Source organism: Aliivibrio finisterrensis (genome assembly GCF_008933155.1).
GTDB lineage: Bacteria > Pseudomonadota > Gammaproteobacteria > Enterobacterales > Vibrionaceae > Aliivibrio > Aliivibrio finisterrensis.
In genome coordinates, this window is record NZ_WBVP01000003.1 from 60797 (window position 1) to 80351 (window position 19555).

The window sequence follows — 19555 nt, forward strand, 5'->3', positions numbered from 1 at the left end:
AGGAAATTATATGGAAAATATAAATAATACCTCAACAATAGATCATGTCATTCCGCTTGATAATGGTAAGGTGATTCGAGTTTGGGAAACATTACCAAAAGAAAATACAATTAAAAAGAATAATACGATTTTGATTGCATCTGGTTTTGCCCGTCGCATGGACCATTTTGCAGGTTTAGCTGAATATTTATCTTGCAATGGTTTTCGTGTAATTCGCTATGACTCACTTCACCACGTAGGCTTAAGTAGCGGTAATATTAATGAGTTCTCTATGTCGATAGGTAAAGAGAGTTTACTTACCGTTATTGAGTGGCTTAACGGTCGAAATATTAATAAGTTAGGCCTGATTGCAGCCAGTCTATCTGCTCGAATTGCTTATGAAGTTGTTAATGAAATTGATTTGTCGTTTTTAGTTACGGCTGTCGGTGTTGTTAATTTGCGAGATACGTTGGAGAGAGCTTTAAAATATGATTATCTGCAATTAGCTATTGAAGAGTTGCCTGAAGATCTGGATTTTGAAGGGCACAATTTGGGCTCAGAAATATTTGTGACTGATTGCTTTAAATATAACTGGGACACATTAGGCTCGACAATAAATAAAGTAAAAGGCATAAATATTCCATTTATTGCTTTTACTGCTAATGATGATAATTGGGTCAAACAGAATGAAGTATTGGAGCTTATGAATAACATTAATTCAAAGAAAGCTAAATTGTATTCTTTAATTGGTAGCTCTCATGACTTAGGGGAAAACTTAGTAGTGCTAAGAAATTTCTATCAATCAGTGACGAAAGCGGCCATCGCTTTAGACTGTCAGTCGGTAGACCTTGATGTCGAAATTATAGAGCCGAAATTTGAAGACATAACAAGTGTAACGGTAAAAGAGCGTCGATTAAAAAATCAAATTGAAAATGAATCTCTCGAACTTGCGTAAAGTTAGATAACTCATTATATAAAAGTAAAGGAAGATACTATGAAGTTTGGAAATATTTGTTTCTCATATCAGCCACCAGGTGAAACACATAAGCAAGTAATGGATCGTTTTGTTCGACTAGGGGTTGCCTCTGAAGAGCTTGGATTTGATACCTACTGGACTCTTGAGCACCATTTTACTGAATTCGGTCTCACTGGCAATCTGTTTGTTGCGGCGGCAAATTTACTTGGTCGCACGAAAACATTAAATGTTGGAACAATGGGTGTAGTGATTCCAACAGCACATCCCGTGCGACAAACAGAAGATGTATTGTTACTAGATCAATTATCTAAAGGTCGTTTTAATTTTGGGGTTGTTCGAGGTTTGTATCATAAAGACTTTCGTGTTTTTGGTGTCAATATGGAAGACTCACGTGGTATAACTCAAAATTTTCATAATATGATCATGACGAGTTTAGAAACGGGAAAAATAAGTTCAAACAGTGAGCATATTGAGTTTCCAGAAGTTAATATCTACCCTAAAGTATATTCAAAAAAAGTTCCGACATGTATGACTGCTGAGTCAGCTAGTACGACCGAATGGCTAGCAAAACAGGGGTTACCTATGGTTCTTAGTTGGATCATCGGAACGAATGAAAAGAAGGCTCAAATGGAGCTCTATAATGAAATAGCTTTGGAGCATGGTCATGATATTACTCAAATAGATCATTCAATGACATTTATATGCTCTGTTGACGATGTTGGAGATAAAGCGCGTGAAGTGTGCCGAATATTTTTAACTAATTGGTACGATTCATATGTTAATGCTACCAACATCTTTAAAGATAGTAATCAAACTCGTGGCTATGACTATCATAAAGGACAATGGCGTGATTTTGTTTTACAAGGTCATACTAATACAAATAGACGAGTCGATTATAGCAATGAAATAAACCCCGTAGGGACTCCTGAGGAATGTATTGCAATTATCCAACGTGATATTGATGCAACAGGTATTAGCAATATTACTTGTGGTTTTGAAGCTAATGGCAGTGAAGAAGAAATCGTGGCATCGATGGAGCGATTTATGAAACAAGTTGCTCCTTTCCTGAAAGACCCAAAGTAATTGTTTATACATGGTATTAAATACAACAAGGATATTTATTATGAAATTTGGCTTATTTTTTCTTAACTTCCAAAATAATAACGCTACTTCAGAAGATGTTTTAGATAATATGGTAAATACCGTGTCGTTCATTGATTCAAAGAAATATCATTTTGATACCGTCTTTGTTAATGAACACCACTTTTCGACAAATGGTATTGTAGGTGCACCAATTACAGCTGCAGGTTTTTTATTGGGAATGACAACTCAACTTCAAATAGGGTCATTAAATCAAGTTATTACTACTCATCACCCGGTTCGAATTGCTGAGGAAGCAAGTTTATTAGACCAAATGTCTGAAGGACGCTTTATATTAGGACTGAGCGATAGCGAAAGTAATTTTGAAATGGAATTTTTTAAGCGTCATATCCCCTCTAAGCAGCAACAATTTGAGGCATGTTATGACATAATTAATGAAGCTTTAATCACTGGTTATTGCCATGCGCAAAATGATTTTTTTGACTTTCCTAAAGTGTCAATAAACCCTCATTGTTTTAGTGTAAATGGGCCTAAACAGTATGTTACAGCTACCAGTAACGACATTGTTGTATGGGCTGCTAAAAAATCGTTGCCTTTAATATTTAAATGGGAAGATAGCCTTGCTGTAAAAGAAAGCTACGCGACTCTTTATAATAATACAGCAGAACATTACGGTATCGATGTTTCAGAAGTAGATCATCAATTAACGATTATTGTTAATTTGAATGTTGATGGAGATATTGCTCGTGAAGAGGCTAGGCAATATTTGGAAAGTTATATTATAGAAACATATCCAAATATTAACCCGTTAGAAAAGATTAATTCCATAATTGAAGAAAATGCAGTTGGAACAGATTTCAATTATTATGATTCGACTAAATTAGCAATAGAAAAAACAGGAGCTAAAAATATTCTTTTATCGTTTGAATCAATGGGAAGTCAAGATAATGTTAAGGCTGTTATTGATATGGTAAATCAGAAAATACATAAAAACCTTGCATGATAATAAAATAATGACAGATTAACGCTGTCGTTATTTTTTAAACTAGTTATTATATTGATAATATGGATTATATATGGAAATTCAAGTAACTATTGCAAAGAATAATATTATAGCAAGTTCAGAGATAGATGATCTTATATTTATGAGCTCACCAAAAGAATGGGAATTTAAAGAACAACAAATAATCCAAGATAGGTTGGTGAGGGAAGCATTTCACTTTCATTATAATCGAAATGAAACTTATCGAAATTATTGTATCACTCAACATGTAAATGAAAACATTCATAATCTCGATGATATTCCCGTGTTCCCAACATCTGTTTTTAAACAATTGAAAGTACATACTGCAGATGAGAATGAAATAGAAAACTGGTATACAAGTAGTGGAACCAGTGGTGTTAAAAGTTATATCGGTCGTGATCGACTCAGTATTGAACGATTGCTTGGATCGGTTAATTTTGGTATGAAATATGTTGGAGATTGGTTTGATCATCAAATGGAGTTAGTAAATCTAGGACCAGATCGTTTTAATACTAACAATGTTTGGTTTAAATATGTGATGAGCTTAGTTGAATTGTTATATCCGACAGAATTTACAGTTAGTGATGATAAAATTAACTTTGAGAAAACAATTGATAACTTACTCCGTATTTATCATACAAAAAAAGATATCTGTTTAATTGGTCCGCCTTATTTTGTGTATCTTTTATGCCAGTATATGAAAGAAAATCGTATTGAGTTTAATGCTGGTAGTCGATTGTATATTATTACTGGTGGTGGGTGGAAATCAAACCAAAGTGATTCATTAAATCGAGACGAATTTAATCAAATTTTGATGAATACTTTTCAATTAAGTGATGTGAATCAGATTCGTGATACATTTAACCAAGTTGAGCTAAATACTTGTTTTTTTGAAGATGAATATCAGCGAAAGCATGTACCTCCTTGGGTTTATGCAAGAGCATTAGATCCGGAAACATTGGAACCTGTTGCTGATGGGGAGATAGGTTTATTGAGTTATATGGACGCTTCATCTACAGGTTACCCCGCGTTTATTCTGACGGATGACATTGGTATTATTCATAATATTACAGCGCCAGATCCATACCCTGGTACAACGATTGAGATTGTAAGAAGATTACAAACGAGAGCTCAAAAAGGCTGTGCTCTATCTATGACAACAGCAATGAAATAGATTTATTATAAGGAGCGTATATGTTGGTTAATTGTAAGGTGTCAAAAATAGAATCCGTAAATAAAAATATATATAAAGTAAAGGTAACACCAGACCACCCTATTGTATTTAAAGCTGGGCAATATATTTTTATTAAAATAGAAGATAATAAAAAACAGCCATTTTCTATTGCTAATTGCCCTACAGATATTGGAAGTATTGAATTACATATTGGTAGTTCCGATGAAAGTAGTGCATTCAATATAATTGAATTTTTCTTAAATGTGTTTGAGAAAAAAATTAATTTTGAAATAGATGCCCCTCATGGTGATGCTTGGTTGCGAGAGGATAGCTCTAATCCTTTATTATTAATAGCGGGTGGCACTGGATTATCTTATATCAATAGTATCCTTAAAAACTGTTTAAATAGAAAGTTGATGCAGCCTATTTATCTTTATTGGGGAGTAAAAAATAGAGATTATTTATATGCGGATGAAGAGCTAAAAGCATTATCACAAAAATATAATAATTTACACTATGTTCCCGTTGTGCTCGAAGATTGCGAAAACATGTGGTTAGGAAAAAGAGGAACAGTTTTAAATGCAGTGATGGAGGATTTTACTGATCTTACATTATTTGATATTTACGTATGTGGACCATTTATGATGGCTAAAGCTGCGAAAGAACAATTAATATCTGAGAAAAAAGCCAGATCAGAGCAGATGTTTGCAGATGCATTTGCTTACCTTTGATTAAGACGCTATCAGATGCTAATACTTTGGCTACAGTAATATTTAGTAGCCAGAGTATTCTTTAATACAAAGGGCTCATTGATCTTGTTAAAATAGCTTTTGAGATACTTTGGCAACGGTTATTTGCACTGAGCTTTATTTGAGAATTCGTTAGGTGAAAGGTAACTGTTCGCTCTGAACAGTTTAATATTTTTGAAATCTCCCATGTACTTTTCCCTTCACAACTCCAAATTAAACATTCTTTCTCTCGCTTTGTTAAGTTGATATTTTCTTGCTGATTGTCTTCAGTTATTCGTTTATTGCTATCGAGTAGCGAAGGAAGAATTAAAGGGACATTCATGCAAGCATTAAGAAAAAGTTTGTCTATATGCTTGTCTTTTTCAGAGTTGGCAAAACTGATCATACCAAATCCCCCATTGTGGGTATGAATAGGGAAGCTAAATCCAGAGTACAACCCAGAGATTTTAGCCTCTTCAATAACATTTACTTTAGTATTTTTTTTGGTTTGTTTTTCAAAAATGCTCCAATTAATGGGAGAGTGATGAGAAGAGCTATAATCAACAATTGGATCATCTGTGATAAGATTTGCTTCGTCGTAATAGTTTCGCCAATATAATGGGTAATTATCTAAAATTTTGACATCAGATTTGATCATGGACTTAGGGTTAATAATAGCGAATAAATAATACTCACAATTAAGTGATTTAGTTAATTCTTCTAGGCATGATCTTATGTTATTTTTTGTTTGAGACAGTTGGATGCTATTGATGAGTTCTAATGTTGTGTTTAGTTTCTTGGTATTCAATTTTCCTTCCTTATCTCCTACGGTATAACAGCGATTATTTACTCATTAGATATTAATGAGTTATATAGCATTAATCAGAATAATCTGTGAGGAAATTTCATTATAAATCGGGCAGCCTTCACACATTAATTGTGATCTTGAGCCTCTGAGTTAATTATCTATCCTGTAGGATTGTACAGGTTTTAAGAATTAAACTTGCTTGCTATAGTTGCGCAAAAGATAAGGGGGAGTCAGGATGACAATAAGGATAAAAAAATCTGAATTTACTACCATACCTAACCATGAATACATGGGAATATTGAGTTTACGTTATCAAGTATTTAAGCAACGATTACAGTGGGATTTACTTTCAGATAATGACTTTGAATATGATCAGTTTGATAACTCAGAAGCAGCGTATATATACGCGTGTGATGATACTGAAAAGGTAAATGGATGCTGGCGTTTATTGCCAACAACAGGTGACTACATGTTAAAAACAGTATTCCCTGAATTACTTGGTGAGCAAGTCGCTCCAAATGCATCTAGTATTGTAGAATTAAGTCGTTTTGCAGTTGGAAAGCACAGCTCTAAAATGAATGAATCAGCAAGTGAAATAACGATGAAGCTTTTTGAAGCAATCTATATACATGCTATAAATCATGGTATTACCGAGTACGTAACAGTAACATCTACGGCTATAGAGCGCTTTTTAAAGAGAATCAAAGTCCCTTACTATCGTATAGGCGACGAACAAGTTCATTTGCTAGGAGAAACAAAGTCAGTAGTTATAATAATGCCTATTAATGAAGAATTTAAAAAAGCAGTTTTAAATTAATAATATAATAACGTAAGTTGGCTATATAAAAACACCGGATAAGTAATACGCTTATCCGGTGTTTTTATTTCAGTGCCTCCAATGGCAACCATGTCACCTCTACACCAGCTTGAGAAAACATATCTTGACTGATCTGGATCTTCTCTCCCCAGCGAGATAAAAAATCGTCGGTCTGCTCTGGGCAATATACCTTTGAAATACCCGTTTGAATGATTTTTGCTGCGCAGTTAGGGCAAGGAAAATGAGTTACCCATATATCGCAGTCTTCTAAATCACGTTTAGCAAATAAAATCGCATTTTCTTCGGCATGTAAGGTTTTTAAATATTTCAGTTCACGCTCATCCGTATCAGCACTGTCTGATACGCCATGTGGATAACCATTAAAACCGACAGAAACAATACGGTTGTGTTTGGTGATCACTGCACCTACTTGAGTTGATGGATCTTTACTCCAGGAACCGACCAGCTCAGCCATTTGGAAAAATCGTTTTGCCCATTTAGAAACCATCATTTGCCCTTTTTTTCTTTATTCAAAAGAATAATTTTATCTATTTCATAAGCTTATAACATAGTTTTTAGGTGTCAATAAGTCTAAAGCAGCAATCCGCAATAATAACTTGTTAACTATCTTAAAATCGGATGGATACTAACTTCTTCAATCATTATTTCTGCCATATACTCGCGAAATTCTTTGTTGTTACTGAGGTAAAATATGACAACATTTCATGCAGATTCATCCATCACTCGTACTTTTTGGCGTTATGCTATCCCTTCTATTGCAGCAATGGTGGTGAGTGGACTGTATCAGATTATCGATGGGATCTTTGTTGGTCACTACATCGGTTTTGAAGGCCTTGCGGGCATAAATATGGCATGGCCTGCTATTTGTGTGTTAGGCGCAATAGGCGTAATGATAGGCATGGGCACAGGCAGTGTAATGTCTATTTATCGTGGTGAAAATAAGTTAGAAAAAACAAAAGTAGCACTTACTACGGGTTTTTGGCTACTAGCTATTTTAAGTGCGATAGCTATCTTCTTTATTGTTTTATTTGCTAAAGATATTTTGTCTGCGCAAGGGGCTGAAGGACAAAACTTTGCTTATGCAATGGATTACATTAATGTATTAATGTTTGGTGGCTTTTTTACTGCCTGTGCAACAGCATTACCTATGTTGGTTAGAAATGATGAATCACCAAATGTAGCGACGTTCTTATTAGTGATCGGTGCATTAGTTAATATTGTCTTAGATTATGTATTTATTGGTGTGATGGGACTGGGCCTTTCTGGTGCAGCATTGGCGACATTAATCGCTCAGTCATTTGTCACAGTCTTTGGTATAGGTTACTTCTTTACTAAGCGCTCAAGTATTCAGATAATATTAAAAGATGTTGTATTCTCGTTAAATAAAGCTAAGCAGTCTTTAGCTTTGGGCTCATCAGCATTAGTAATGTATTTATATGGTAGCTTTGTTGTGGCAATGCATAATGCGTTAATGATGCATTATGGATCAGCAACCACAGTGGGGGCTTATGCCATTGTTGGTTATCTATTCATGCTGTATTACCTTCTTGCACAGGGTATTGCGGAAGGCGCTCAACCACCAATTAGCTACTATTTCGGAGCAAAAGAAAATAAGAAGGTATACCAAATCTTTAAACTTGCGCTTAAATGGGTAACCATTACAGGGGTGGCTTGGGTGACAATTTTAAATATTTCACCAGAGCTTACAACTGCTTTATTTACTAATGGCGATCAGTCATTAATAGCTGAAACCATTGTTGGTATCCGCTATCACCTGTTTGCTATGTTCTTAGATGGGATTATTGTTCTTGTTACTATCTACTTCTTATCGGTGAATGAAGGCAAAAAAGCAATGGTGATCTCAATGAGTAATATTATTATACAACTGCCTTTCTTGCTGATACTTCCAAAATGGTTTGGAATTGATGGAGTTTGGTTAGCGATGCCTATCTCTAATATTGCTCTGATTATCTGCATTGCACCAATGGTGTGGAAACATTTGAAAGCTCAGAAGTTGATTAAACCACTATCGGTAGCATCGTCATCAGTAATGAGTCATTAAACCTCGTTAAAATAGGAAGTTTTTTAGACGAAGGTTTACTCTTTTTTTATAAATTCAATCGAATAGACATTACTTGGTCTATTCGATTTGTGCTTCTAGGGGATTACGATGACAGAATTTGAAAAAATGAAAAGTGGACAAGAATTTAATGGCGCCGATCCTGAGATCGATGCTATCCGTAATCAAACGCAACAACACCTCCAAAAATTTAATCAAAGTGTTGAAACAGAAGACAAGCTAGCCATTTTGCCTAATGTATTTAAGGAATTTGGAAACAGTTTTATTCAAGTGCCTTTCTTTTGTGAATTTGGAAAGACAATTTCAATAGGTAACGATACCTTTATTAATATGAATGTAACCATGCTTGATGGTGCTGAAATTACCATTGGAAATCATGTATTAATTGGCCCAAATGCTCAGTTTTATACAGCTTCCCATTCATTAGACTACAAAAGCCGCCGCCGTTGGGAAACCTTCTGTAAGCCTATCGTCATTAAAGATGATGTATGGATAGGAGGAAGTGTGGTTATTAATCAAGGCGTAACTATTGGTGCTCGTTCTGTAATTGCTGCAAACTCAGTGGTTAATCATGATGTACCACCAGACTGCTTATATGGTGGTTCTCCTGCTAAATTTATTAAAATATTAAATCAAAAATAGCAATTAATATATAAAGTAATGAACCATTGGTTATGAATTGTTTCAGATTGTTTCTATGTATATGTATTAAGATTCTTGTTTAAAAATAGTTCAATATAATGATTGACCTTCTTGTAAATCAGGAATATAAGAATAGAAAATTTCAGCATACGTTATGTTGATTTTCATTATTTTATTAATTCGAGGTTTACATTGGATATTGCCATATTACTTTTTCTGATTGTGATTAATGGTGTGTTTGCTATGTCTGAGATTGCACTCATGACAGCAAAAAAGAGTCGACTACAAAAACTGGCTTCAGAAGGCAGTAAGTCAGCCGCTAAAGCGATAAAATTAGGTGAAGAACCTACTCAATTCCTATCTACCGTACAAATTGGTATTACTGGTATTGGTATCTTAAATGGTATTTTAGGTGAGGCCGCGTTCTCTGGCCCTATCTCAAACTTTATCATGTCATTTGGACTATCTGCGAGCTTAGCATCAACCATTTCTACGATGTCGACTGTTGTGATTATCACTTATGTCTCAATCGTTGTTGGTGAGTTGGTTCCAAAACGTATTGCCCAATTTCACGCCGAGCGTATAGCAACGTTAATTGCACCGTTGATCAGTTTACTGGCCTCTATTTCTCGACCATTTGTATTCTTACTGTCTATTTCAACCGATGCGCTTTTGCGTCTACTTGGGCGCTCAAATAGTGATGAAGCTTCAATTACAGAAGATGATATTCATGCGTTACTTTCTGAGGGATCTGAGCAAGGTGTTATTGAAAAAAATGAACACAGCATGGTACGTAATATTCTCCAATTAGATGATCGACGAGTCGCTTCTTTAATGATCCCAAGAAATGAATTAGTTTATTTCGATACGGAACAATCATGGGATGAAAACTTACCTAAGTTACTGCGCTCAGAATACTCTATTTACCCAGTAACGCGTGGCGGTATGGACAATGTACTTGGTTTTACTACGTCACGATTTTTGCTAAAAGCAGCGCATCAAGAGCACCGAACCAAATGGTTGATGCGTAACTTATTACCTTGTTTGACTATCTTAGAGAACAAGTACGGCAGTGAATTATTGGAGTTATTGAAAACAACAGGCGAAGAAATCGCTTTGGTTGTTGATGAATATGGCGACGCACAAGGGATTGTTACGCAAAAGAATCTACTAGAAGCATTAGCTGGTGAGTTTAAATCTGAAAATCCAAATGATGCATGGACTGATCAAGTATCAGAAACAGAATGGATTTTAGATGGTTCTATTCCAACTACAGTATTGAAAGGCACGTTGAATTTAGGAAGTTTACCTGAAGAAAAAGAAGGTGATTATCAAACACTAACGGGTATGTTCATGTGGCTAACGAGTAATGTTCCTGCGGTAGGTGACTCTGTTCAGCATCAAGGTTGGAATTTTGAAGTACTATCAATTGATAATAATAGAGCAAGTAAAGTAAGAGTTACTCTTATTTAAAAATAGAATAGATCCAGTATCAAAAGAATTACTGCGATTAATATATCGTAGTAATTTTTTGATCATGCTGTTTACTGAGGATTTATTAAAAAATCAAGGATATTTTGAAAGCGATGAAGGATCGCATAAGTGCTTTCACTTGTAGTGCATCATATTAGGTAATTAATGGTGCATTTTTAGTTATTTATGACTAGTGATATATAATTAAGCGCTATGAATGATATAAAAAAATTATGGTTTCTTAAACCCTGGTTATTTTCTGTTTTATTTTTAGGAATATACTCATCATTGTTTTATTACAATGTGTTATCTATTGGGATTTTAGAAAAGAAAATTAATATCAAATATCAAGACATTGTGGATATAACAAAACGATTTCATGGTTATTACATTAATTCTAATACAGTAACAATTGAAGAGGGTATCCACAACTTTAATAATGTTGGAATCATTGTTAATAAAACAGGGGAAGTCAAAGTTTTATCACCAGCGATAAATTTGCTTTCACAAAGCCTTTTAAAAGCTATTGATAAAAAGTATATATGGACTATTGCAGTTATTGAAAAGCTACATGACAAGAATACAGGTAATTCCTATTTTTTACCTTTAAGAGATATCTATGTCAAATTTAATGATAAGACACTGCATGACTCATTAATGTTAGACCGAATCGTTAAACTAGAGGGGTTAGATAAAACTTATAAAGGCTTTCATAATGATGATATAAGAATCACAGAGGTGTATACAGAAGATTCATCAAATGAAAGAGTACATTCTGTTATATATCCTATTTATTTAAAGTCAAAATTAGTATCAGTTATCATTGTTGATATTAAAGAAGGTTGGAATGAATCATTAGTCACTGACTTTAGTGATAAAAGATGGGTGTTTATTACGAGAGATAAAGGGTTTGACTGGGCTACATTTAATATAAAAGTACCTTATACATTAAATGCCCCATCATTAATGGTTAGTATTGATATATTTAAATTGTTAAGTGTTAGCTTTTATATATCTTCTGCAATTTATTTATTTTCTATATTCTTGTATTGTTTTTATCTAAAAATTAACAATATTAGATGCAATGATCGGATGACTGGTTTTTTTCGTCGAGATTTTATTGAAAGTAAACTGAATCGGGTTGAAGGCGCTTCCTTTCTTATCATTGATATAGACCATTTTAAGCAAGTAAATGATAACCATGGCCATGATGTAGGTGATCGAGTTATCCAAGTGGTAACTCAGCGTATAAAAGAGAGTATTAGAGAAAATGATATTGCGATCCGTTGGGGGGGAGAGGAATTTGTTATTGTTTTCTATCATATGAAGCATGATTTTTTTCATCAGAAAGCAGAAATGATTCGAGAAAGAATAGAAAGTGAGAGAATAGAAAATATGCATATTACCATTTCTATTGGAGGCTCTAAACAACAATACTCTGAATTGGCTTTTGATGCGATAAAAAGGGCGGATATGGCTCTTTATCAATCCAAAAATACGGGGCGTAACCGCGTAACTTTAGATAAGAATGAAGATAATGCGTGAAATAATTAGTATTAAGAATAAATATTTGAAGACATTCTTATTCTTGTTCCTATTGTCTTTTTATATGTTATATCAATATAACAAGTTAGAAGTTAATTCATTTAGAATGGAATTTCATGAAAAAATAACAAAGTTATATGATACGGTTAGAAAAATTACGCCTTTTTATTTAAATACAACAACAGTAGTGCTGAGTAAGGGTACTCATGAACGTGGTGATGTTTCAATTATGGTTGATGAGGATAGCCAGGTTAAAAATTTGTCTTGTGGCATTAGTTTATTAGAAGAAGAGTTAACAAATTATATAAATGATGATTATTGGAGTATAGCTATTCTAGAGAAGTTAGAATCTAATGTTAATATCGGTCATTTTAAACCATTACATGAAGTGCATGAGAAATTGAACTCTAAGGAAGCATCAAACTCAAGTTGGATTGACCGGATTGTAGATAACGAAAAAATGTCAAAGAGTTATCAAGCATTTGCTCGGTGTGATCTTAAATTAACAGAGCCTTATGTAGAACCGCTTACTGGTAAAAATGTTAGAAGTATATTCTATCCTATTTATGAAAATAAGCAGTTAAGAGCAATGTTTATTTTAGATATGAAAGCAAGTGTATTTTTAAATTGGTTAAACGATTTTAATAAAAAGAGATATAGCTTTCTGAATTATGGTGGTGATCATGCATTATCTTTATCAAGTGATTTTATTGAGATCCCTTGTACACCGGTAAGTAATAAACTAAATCTATCTATAAATATGGTTGATTTGTTTGTGCTGAGCTCAGGAATTGCATTGGTGATAACATTTTTATTATTCTCAATTAATAGGTCGCTATATCGATTTCTATCATATTGTCGGTTAGATCATATGACTGGTTTATATCGTCGTGATTTTTATGAGTTAAAACTGAACTTAACGTTTGGGAGAGCTGTTATCGTGATTGATATCGATGAGTTTAAACGTATTAATGATCAGTATGGGCACCAACAAGGTGATGTAGTGATAAAAGAGGTATGTCATCGAATAAAGCAGCATATGAGAAGAGATGATATGGCCATCCGCTGGGGTGGTGAAGAGTTTATTATTGTTATTAATCATATATCGAATAGTGAGTTACTAAAGAGATCTGAGGCTATTCGAAGATCTATCTACGCAGAGCCTATAGCGGAGATTTGTGTGTCAGTTTCTGTTGGTGCAACAGCAGGTAAAAATATGTCGTTTAAAAAAGCATTTAAACTGGCAGATACTGCATTATATCAATCAAAAAACTCTGGTAGAAACAGAGTTACCGTATTAGAAGACGTAATCTAAATGAAATTTATTATCAATAAATATATGGTTGGCGTTATTGTTATATTTATCTTATTTGAATCTGCTATACGTGCAGATTATCAGCGATATGTTGAATCAAATATAAAAAATACGATGAAAAATATCGAGTTTAAGTTCGATAAAGCAAAAGAATCAGTGGGTGAACTTGCTTATCTTAAAGGTAAAACGTGCCAAGAGATGATGCTACCGTTACAAAAAAAAGTGGCACGTTGCCCATCAATTAATAGTATCTCTGTGATCCAAGATGGTCAGTATTTTTGTAGCTCGATTGTTGGTAGTAATATATCGAAAAAAAACGTACCTGAAAAAGAGATATACATAAAAGAAAAGAATCTGTTAACGGGTCAACCGAGTATTTCATACTATTATCGCTATGATGATGATAATGGTATTCAATTTTTCATGAAAGAAATACCAATAGAGTTAGAGGACTCTCGATTTGGTCAGATTTCACTATCAAATTCACAATATGTGATAACGAAAGGGGAGCAATTTAGTCTCCATGAGCTAAATAGTGAGAAAGTATACCCATCAGATAAGTATGATTTTCATTTATTACTTAAATACGATAGGTGGAGTTCAATAAAAGCTTATGTTATCGATAATCGATTCTTTGTTACTATTTTGTTATTAATGTTATTAATGTTATTAATGTTATTAATGTTATTAATGTTACGTGCTTTACCGAGCACGAGTACGCGATTAAATTTTGATTTTTACAAATTAAGAAAAGCTATTAGAAAAAATCAAATCACACCGTATGTTCAGCCAATAGTGAACGAAAAAGGAGTAGTTATTGGGGGGGAGGTATTAGCTCGCTGGATTAAGCCATGTGGAGTCATCATTTCACCTCTGGACTTTATCCCTAAAATGGAAAAATTTGGGTTGATTGGTGCAATGACAAAATCAATACTATGTCAGCTTAATGATGGTTATAAAAATTTGAGTGATATTGATTTAAAAATAAGCGTAAACCTGACGGAAAGTTGCCTCTATGATAATGAGATTTATACATTATGTAAGCAGTTATCTGAAAAACTCACGTTAGTATTAGAGTTTACAGAATCGACAGAGTTTAAAAATAGAGAAAAAATTACAAACTACATGCAAAAGTTTCGAACTATTGGAGTCAAGTTTGCCTTAGATGACTATGGTACCGGTTATTCTTCTTTGCGGTATTTAAATTATTATCAATTTGATTTCATTAAGATTGATAAATCATTTATTGATGACATTGAAACCAATTCACAGTCACTTAAGATACTGGAAAATATTACATTATTAGCAAATAATCTAGATATTGAATTGATTGCTGAAGGGGTAGAGAATAAGAACCAACAACAGATATTGAATGAGTTACAGATCTCATCACATCAAGGTTTCTTGTACTTTAAGCCAATGCCGCTTAAAGACTTTAACATAGTAGTTAAAGGTAAGTAGTAGCTAACAAAAATAAGGGAGAGTTCTATTCTATGTGCCTCTCCCTTTTTATTTACTTATTAAACAACCAACGTGGGTTTAATGATTGCCAAGAGATTTCAGTAGTTCGATACAAAGAGATACTAGCGAATAATGAAATAGCGCCAAGTAAACTATACAAGCTTAAGAATCCAATCCCAGCTTGTGAAAAACTCATCAAAGGCTCTGAAGAGAGCAAGATCGTAGTTGGGATCTTATACATATGAGTGAGAAATACGGCAATACCATCCCAGTTTAGCACCCAAGTTGACAGCAGTTTCAAGGCATAACCGCCTAATAGTAAGATGATTAAAGGGGAATTACTGACTTGAGATACTGCTAAAACTAATCCTGCAATAGGTAACATAACCACGCTAACCAGTAGCATTCTTCCCATAAATTGCAGCCAATTGCTAATCACTGACATAAACGAGATGTGTTCATGAAGCATCACTAATACATTGTCGTTTGATAAGCTAATTACCCAAAAGGATAGATTGGCGATAAGTACTAATGCAGAAAAAATCAATGGTATTACAATTAAACCAAAAGCCAGTTTTATCGCGTGCGTATATTGACTAGAGATTGGCATGCTACGCCAAAATGCAGAGCTGCCTTCATTACGCTCTTTACGTAATGCTTTTGAAAGGTAAGTCGTTGTGAGAGCTAATGATAAAATACCAACCACAAAGCTTAATGCGAGTTGTAGGTCGTTTGAAAACTCAGAGCTAAACGGGGTAAAGTTACCTTGAGTCTCGACTGAAATAAATAAATTATCTTGTAGGTTAGTGTTCATCATTAAACTAATGAAAAGTACTGCACCGCAAAGAAGAATAAACAGAGGGACACGAGTAATCGTTTTGTGTTCAATAAGCTCTTTTTCAAGCATATATAATGATTGGCGCATTAAATAGATTCCTTTTGAAGGGCAATAAAGAGTTCAGCTAATGTACCTTGAGGAATGTTATCCATGGTCTCTTTCTTCACACATTTACCTTGTTTTAAGATCAATACATCCGTCAATAGATGCTCAATTTCAGCCACTTCATGGCTCGCAATAATTAAACAGTGCTCTCCTGCATTAAACCAAGTTGTTAAGTGCTGATAAAAGGTGTCGCGATATAATAAATCTAATCCTAAGGTAGGCTCATCTAAGATCAGAACTTTAGTATCGGTTGCAATTACTATCGCTAAATGAACTTGTACCTTCATGCCTTTTGATAGCGAGCTTATTTTACTATTTAATTTGATATTGGTGTTACTTAATACAGAAGTTGCTTTATTAATATCAAAGCTAGGGTGGACACCTGAGGTATATTTTAAAAGTTGTTTTACACTCATCCATCCAGGTAACACATTTACATCAGAAATGTAGGCTAAATGCTGCATTAATTCGGCGTGTTGATCGATAGGATGCAGACCATTCACTCTGATCTCACCCTCATAACGATGAGCGCCCAACAGAGCATTTATCAGTGTCGATTTGCCCGCGCCATTATGACCGAGTAAGCCGAGAACTTGTCCTGCTTTTAAATCAAAACTGATATCACTTAATGCTTGTTGGTTTTTATTTGAGTCTGAATAGTGTTTTGAGACATTTCTTACATTAACAAGAGAAGTCATTTTGCGCCTTACATTATTGAATTGCTTGGTACTATTGAGTAGAAATATCATGATAAGTTCCATAAGGAAAGAAATGGATGAGGTTCATTTGTGTTTTCCCTTACTTGATCTCTTATACTTCAGGTTAATATAAATACAGCATTCGAATTAGTTTTGCGTCTTAGACTGAGATACGTTAGATTCAGCTTTTGTTAGATCAATAAAATCAGAGGTTATCATGTTCAGCCAACGCCCAGTAAAGCCCGCAAAAACCATTGATAATGTCTATGGCAGTGCTTTTTATCATCTTGAAGCCAAAGACAGGACTATTGATGAGTTAAGAAAGAAACTAGCTGCGAAGACAGATAACCAAGAGTGGATTGATACGGTTCTAAATGACTTAATTGAACGTGGTTATTTAAAACCAGACAAAGATTTTGCAATCAACTTTGTAGAAAGAGCATTTAGTGCAGAAAAAGGCAGTCAATTTATAATTACGAAGTTAAAAGAGAAGGGGATTAGTGCCACAGTGATCAGTGAAGCGATCGAATATATTACCCACCGTGATGAGATCTGTGAATTTAGTTTATTAAATCGTCGATTAGAACAAATAAATTTTGAGGGGTTATCTAGCGATAAACTTTATACAACCTTGACTAAATATGGCTTTAAATCGTCCGATGTTCGTGAAGCCATTAAGTCTCACTCTATTGCCTCTACACTGCCTTCTAAAATGCAAATCAAAGCCGATAAAGCGGATCTCGTTAAAGAAATTGAGAAGCTTGCCCGTAAACTAAAAGGTAAGTCTGTTATCAAGCGGGAGCTAAAACAAAAACTGATCGATATTTCTACTTTTGATGAAGAAATTGAAAAACTAGAGATGGATGGTTCAATCGATTTTTATGAGAACTGCCAATTGCGATTAGACAAAAAACGCTTTGATTTAAGCAATTCAAAAGACAAAAGTAAAGCCTATGCGTATCTGTATTCCCATGGTTTTAGTTCTGATGAAATTAAAGAAACATTGAATTAATTACAGCGAGTTTCGGATTAGTTGACGACGACAAAAAGTAGAAATATAAAAAAGCCCCATAGTTCGAGAGAGTGAACTATAGGGCCAAAACATCTAAATTGTTACAATGAGTAGAAGAAGTAAATTTGTGATTTCATACGAATAATAATGCCACGAATTACATCTAAGAAAGCCATAAAGCCAACGGGTTTCTCACCAGATATCCACGCTAAGCCAACCGAGCCAACAGGAATATCATAGCCTTCACCCTCTTCAAGTTTTAAACGCACAAAGTGGTGTTTATTATTAACGTTTAATCCTGTCGTTTGACGAACATTCGTTTCTCTACCTAGTAAATTACCTTGTGCTTCCCCTGTTGCTTCAACAATGCCTTCTACTTCAGCCACAAAGACTTTTCCAGGATAAACTGCGCTAGAAAACTCAGCAGGGCGACCAACCGTCACATTACGTATTGCTTGGTGGTTAACGCGCATTAATACGTACTTCTCATTGGTATACATCTGCATACGTGGAACCGCACCAATATATTGACCTTCACGCAGAATAAAGTTTGTCACATAGCCATCAGCAGGGGCGTAAACTTTAGTGTTGTCTACATTCCATTGTGCTTGAGTGACGCTTTCTTTTGCGCTCGCTAGCTCACTTTCTTTGGCTTTTACACCTAATTTTGCATTATCTAGATCTAACAATGCTTTTTCATTAGCAAGTTTGGCTTTATCTAATTGAGCAATTGCACTGGCAACATCGATTTCCCCAATAGATACAAGTGTTCCTTGTTCATCTAATGCACTTTGTGTAATGGTATTTTTTACTTTACGGTTTTGTTCAACATAACGTTGTAGTGTGAGTTTCTTATATTTTAGATCTTGGTTCTTTGCTTCAATTTGTTTTTGGCTAACCACAATATCACTTTCTGAAGCAGTAATGGCTTGGCGCGCCAGTTTCACGTTTTGATTTGCAACTTCAAGCCCAACAGCGCTCGCTTCTTGTGAGACTATCGCTTTGTTTAGCGCAATTTGGTAAATCTCATCATCAATTTCATAAACCAGTTGGCCTTTAGTCACTTCTTGGTTTGGTTCAACATAAATTTTGGTGACGACGCCTTTAATTTGCGTACTCGCAGGGCGAAGTTGAATATGTGGAGATTGCACCACCGAGCCACCAGAAAGATCCATAGGCGTAAAATTAAGTAAACCAGCCCAGACAAATAATAGCCAAGATCCGCCACCAATATAAGCAAACCCTTGAGTAAACTTATTCCAAGGCATTCCTACCATTCTGAGTAGATAGATAAATAGAGCCCATACCGCTAATCCCTCAAGCATTGTGGTTCTCCTCTTGAGTTGATGCTGTTGTGTCAATTTCTGTTATTGGCGCTTGCGCTTGTGTCTGTAATGGTGAAGTAGGTTGATGCCAAATATCACGAATTTTAATTAATGCTTTTTCTGCATCAACAAAAGCACAAATCACGGCTAAAACCCAGACCCAATGCCAAACAAACCCTATCCAAGTGAGGGCGGTAATAAGCCCTATTTGCTGGTGTTGCTTACTGTGTGCTTTGTTGATTGGTAGTTCATGAAGTTTCCAGAAACCATACGCGAGGGCGATAATACTTCCTATCATGACGACGCTCGCAGCAATATGCAGCCCAAGATCCTGACCTGATCCAACGAAGGGCATGCTGACTAAACTCATAAATGATTTACCTTAAATAATAATGAGCAGTAAGCATGAAGGGTAACAGAGTCATATGTCGAT

At 34.7% G+C, this 19555-nt stretch carries 19 protein-coding genes; 13 read left to right on the forward strand and 6 right to left on the reverse strand.

Annotation, left to right across the window (positions count from 1 at the left end; translation table 11 throughout):
* Positions 1 to 10 precede the first annotated feature (10 nt).
* The 5 genes from F8B77_RS03520 (at position 11) to luxG (ending at position 4985) form a co-directional block, all read left to right on the forward strand.
* Positions 11 to 934 carry an acyl transferase gene (locus tag F8B77_RS03520; protein WP_151653766.1) on the forward strand — a complete coding sequence of 308 codons (924 nt, stop codon included), beginning with the start codon at positions 11 to 13 and terminating at the stop codon, positions 932 to 934.
* Positions 935 to 973: 39 nt separating this feature from the next.
* Positions 974 to 2038, forward strand: coding sequence for a luciferase subunit alpha (gene luxA, locus F8B77_RS03525; protein ID WP_151653768.1), 1065 nt, complete (start codon positions 974 to 976; stop codon positions 2036 to 2038).
* Between the two features lie 40 nt (positions 2039 to 2078).
* The gene (gene luxB, locus F8B77_RS03530; protein WP_151653770.1) at positions 2079 to 3059 is read left to right on the forward strand and encodes a luciferase subunit beta; all 981 of its coding nucleotides are present in this window, start codon (positions 2079 to 2081) and stop codon (positions 3057 to 3059) included.
* 73 nt (positions 3060 to 3132) lie between these two features.
* A complete protein-coding gene (gene luxE, locus F8B77_RS03535) occupies positions 3133 to 4254 on the forward strand; it encodes a long-chain-fatty-acid--protein ligase LuxE (RefSeq protein WP_151653772.1) in 1122 nt (373 codons plus the stop codon).
* A 20-nt stretch (positions 4255 to 4274) separates the two neighbouring features.
* Positions 4275 to 4985 (forward strand): flavin mononucleotide reductase LuxG, encoded by a 711-nt coding sequence (gene luxG / locus F8B77_RS03540; protein WP_151653774.1) that lies wholly within the window; start codon positions 4275 to 4277, stop codon positions 4983 to 4985.
* 61 nt (positions 4986 to 5046) lie between these two features.
* Here the strand turns inward: luxG and F8B77_RS03545 are convergent, their stop codons facing one another.
* Positions 5047 to 5790, reverse strand: a complete 744-nt coding sequence (locus F8B77_RS03545) for a helix-turn-helix transcriptional regulator (RefSeq protein ID WP_151653776.1) — start codon at positions 5788 to 5790, stop codon at positions 5047 to 5049.
* Positions 5791 to 6025: 235 nt separating this feature from the next.
* Between F8B77_RS03545 and F8B77_RS03550 the strand changes: the two genes are divergently transcribed.
* A complete protein-coding gene (locus F8B77_RS03550; RefSeq protein WP_151653778.1) occupies positions 6026 to 6607 on the forward strand; it encodes an acyl-homoserine-lactone synthase in 582 nt (193 codons plus the stop codon).
* A 64-nt stretch (positions 6608 to 6671) separates the two neighbouring features.
* Here the strand turns inward: F8B77_RS03550 and F8B77_RS03555 are convergent, their stop codons facing one another.
* A complete protein-coding gene (locus F8B77_RS03555) occupies positions 6672 to 7115 on the reverse strand; it encodes a dCMP deaminase family protein (RefSeq protein WP_151654108.1) in 444 nt (147 codons plus the stop codon).
* Positions 7116 to 7319: 204 nt separating this feature from the next.
* Here F8B77_RS03555 and F8B77_RS03560 point away from each other — a divergent pair, with 204 nt between their 5' ends.
* The 6 genes from F8B77_RS03560 to F8B77_RS03585 all read left to right on the forward strand — a co-directional run bounded on the left by F8B77_RS03560 (position 7320) and on the right by F8B77_RS03585 (position 15144).
* Positions 7320 to 8690: an MATE family efflux transporter gene (locus F8B77_RS03560; RefSeq protein ID WP_151653780.1), complete on the forward strand. Its 1371-nt coding sequence runs from the start codon at positions 7320 to 7322 to the stop codon at positions 8688 to 8690.
* Positions 8691 to 8798: 108 nt separating this feature from the next.
* Complete coding sequence (locus F8B77_RS03565; RefSeq protein WP_151653782.1) at positions 8799 to 9350, forward strand: sugar O-acetyltransferase; 552 nt, start codon at positions 8799 to 8801, stop codon at positions 9348 to 9350.
* 192 nt (positions 9351 to 9542) lie between these two features.
* On the forward strand, positions 9543 to 10823 hold the full coding sequence (locus F8B77_RS03570; protein WP_151653784.1) for a hemolysin family protein: 1281 nt from the start codon (positions 9543 to 9545) through the stop codon (positions 10821 to 10823).
* Between the two features lie 213 nt (positions 10824 to 11036).
* The gene (locus F8B77_RS03575) at positions 11037 to 12368 is read left to right on the forward strand and encodes a GGDEF domain-containing protein (protein ID WP_167512750.1); all 1332 of its coding nucleotides are present in this window, start codon (positions 11037 to 11039) and stop codon (positions 12366 to 12368) included.
* Complete coding sequence (locus tag F8B77_RS03580) at positions 12361 to 13683, forward strand: GGDEF domain-containing protein (RefSeq protein WP_151653786.1); 1323 nt, start codon at positions 12361 to 12363, stop codon at positions 13681 to 13683. The genes F8B77_RS03575 and F8B77_RS03580 overlap by 8 nt, the downstream gene beginning before the upstream one ends.
* Positions 13684 to 15144: an EAL domain-containing protein gene (locus F8B77_RS03585; protein ID WP_151653788.1), complete on the forward strand. Its 1461-nt coding sequence runs from the start codon at positions 13684 to 13686 to the stop codon at positions 15142 to 15144. It begins immediately after the preceding gene.
* Positions 15145 to 15196: 52 nt separating this feature from the next.
* On the opposite strand, the gene F8B77_RS03590 is transcribed toward F8B77_RS03585, so the two are convergent.
* Together F8B77_RS03590 and F8B77_RS03595 are read right to left on the reverse strand one after the other, a co-directional pair.
* Positions 15197 to 16069 carry a hypothetical protein gene (locus tag F8B77_RS03590; RefSeq protein WP_151653790.1) on the reverse strand — a complete coding sequence of 291 codons (873 nt, stop codon included), beginning with the start codon at positions 16067 to 16069 and terminating at the stop codon, positions 15197 to 15199.
* Positions 16069 to 16785, reverse strand: coding sequence for an ABC transporter ATP-binding protein (locus F8B77_RS03595; RefSeq protein WP_151653792.1), 717 nt, complete (start codon positions 16783 to 16785; stop codon positions 16069 to 16071). Before F8B77_RS03595 ends, F8B77_RS03590 begins: the two co-directional genes overlap by 1 nt.
* A gap of 217 nt (positions 16786 to 17002) precedes the next feature.
* Here F8B77_RS03595 and F8B77_RS03600 point away from each other — a divergent pair, with 217 nt between their 5' ends.
* The gene (locus F8B77_RS03600) at positions 17003 to 17797 is read left to right on the forward strand and encodes a RecX family transcriptional regulator (protein WP_151653794.1); all 795 of its coding nucleotides are present in this window, start codon (positions 17003 to 17005) and stop codon (positions 17795 to 17797) included.
* Positions 17798 to 17898: 101 nt separating this feature from the next.
* Here F8B77_RS03600 and F8B77_RS03605 read toward each other — a convergent pair whose 3' ends face one another.
* A complete protein-coding gene (locus tag F8B77_RS03605) occupies positions 17899 to 19122 on the reverse strand; it encodes an HlyD family secretion protein (RefSeq protein ID WP_151653796.1) in 1224 nt (407 codons plus the stop codon).
* Positions 19115 to 19492 (reverse strand): MFS transporter, encoded by a 378-nt coding sequence (locus tag F8B77_RS03610; RefSeq protein WP_130086251.1) that lies wholly within the window; start codon positions 19490 to 19492, stop codon positions 19115 to 19117. Before F8B77_RS03610 ends, F8B77_RS03605 begins: the two co-directional genes overlap by 8 nt.
* Positions 19493 to 19555 lie beyond the last annotated feature (63 nt).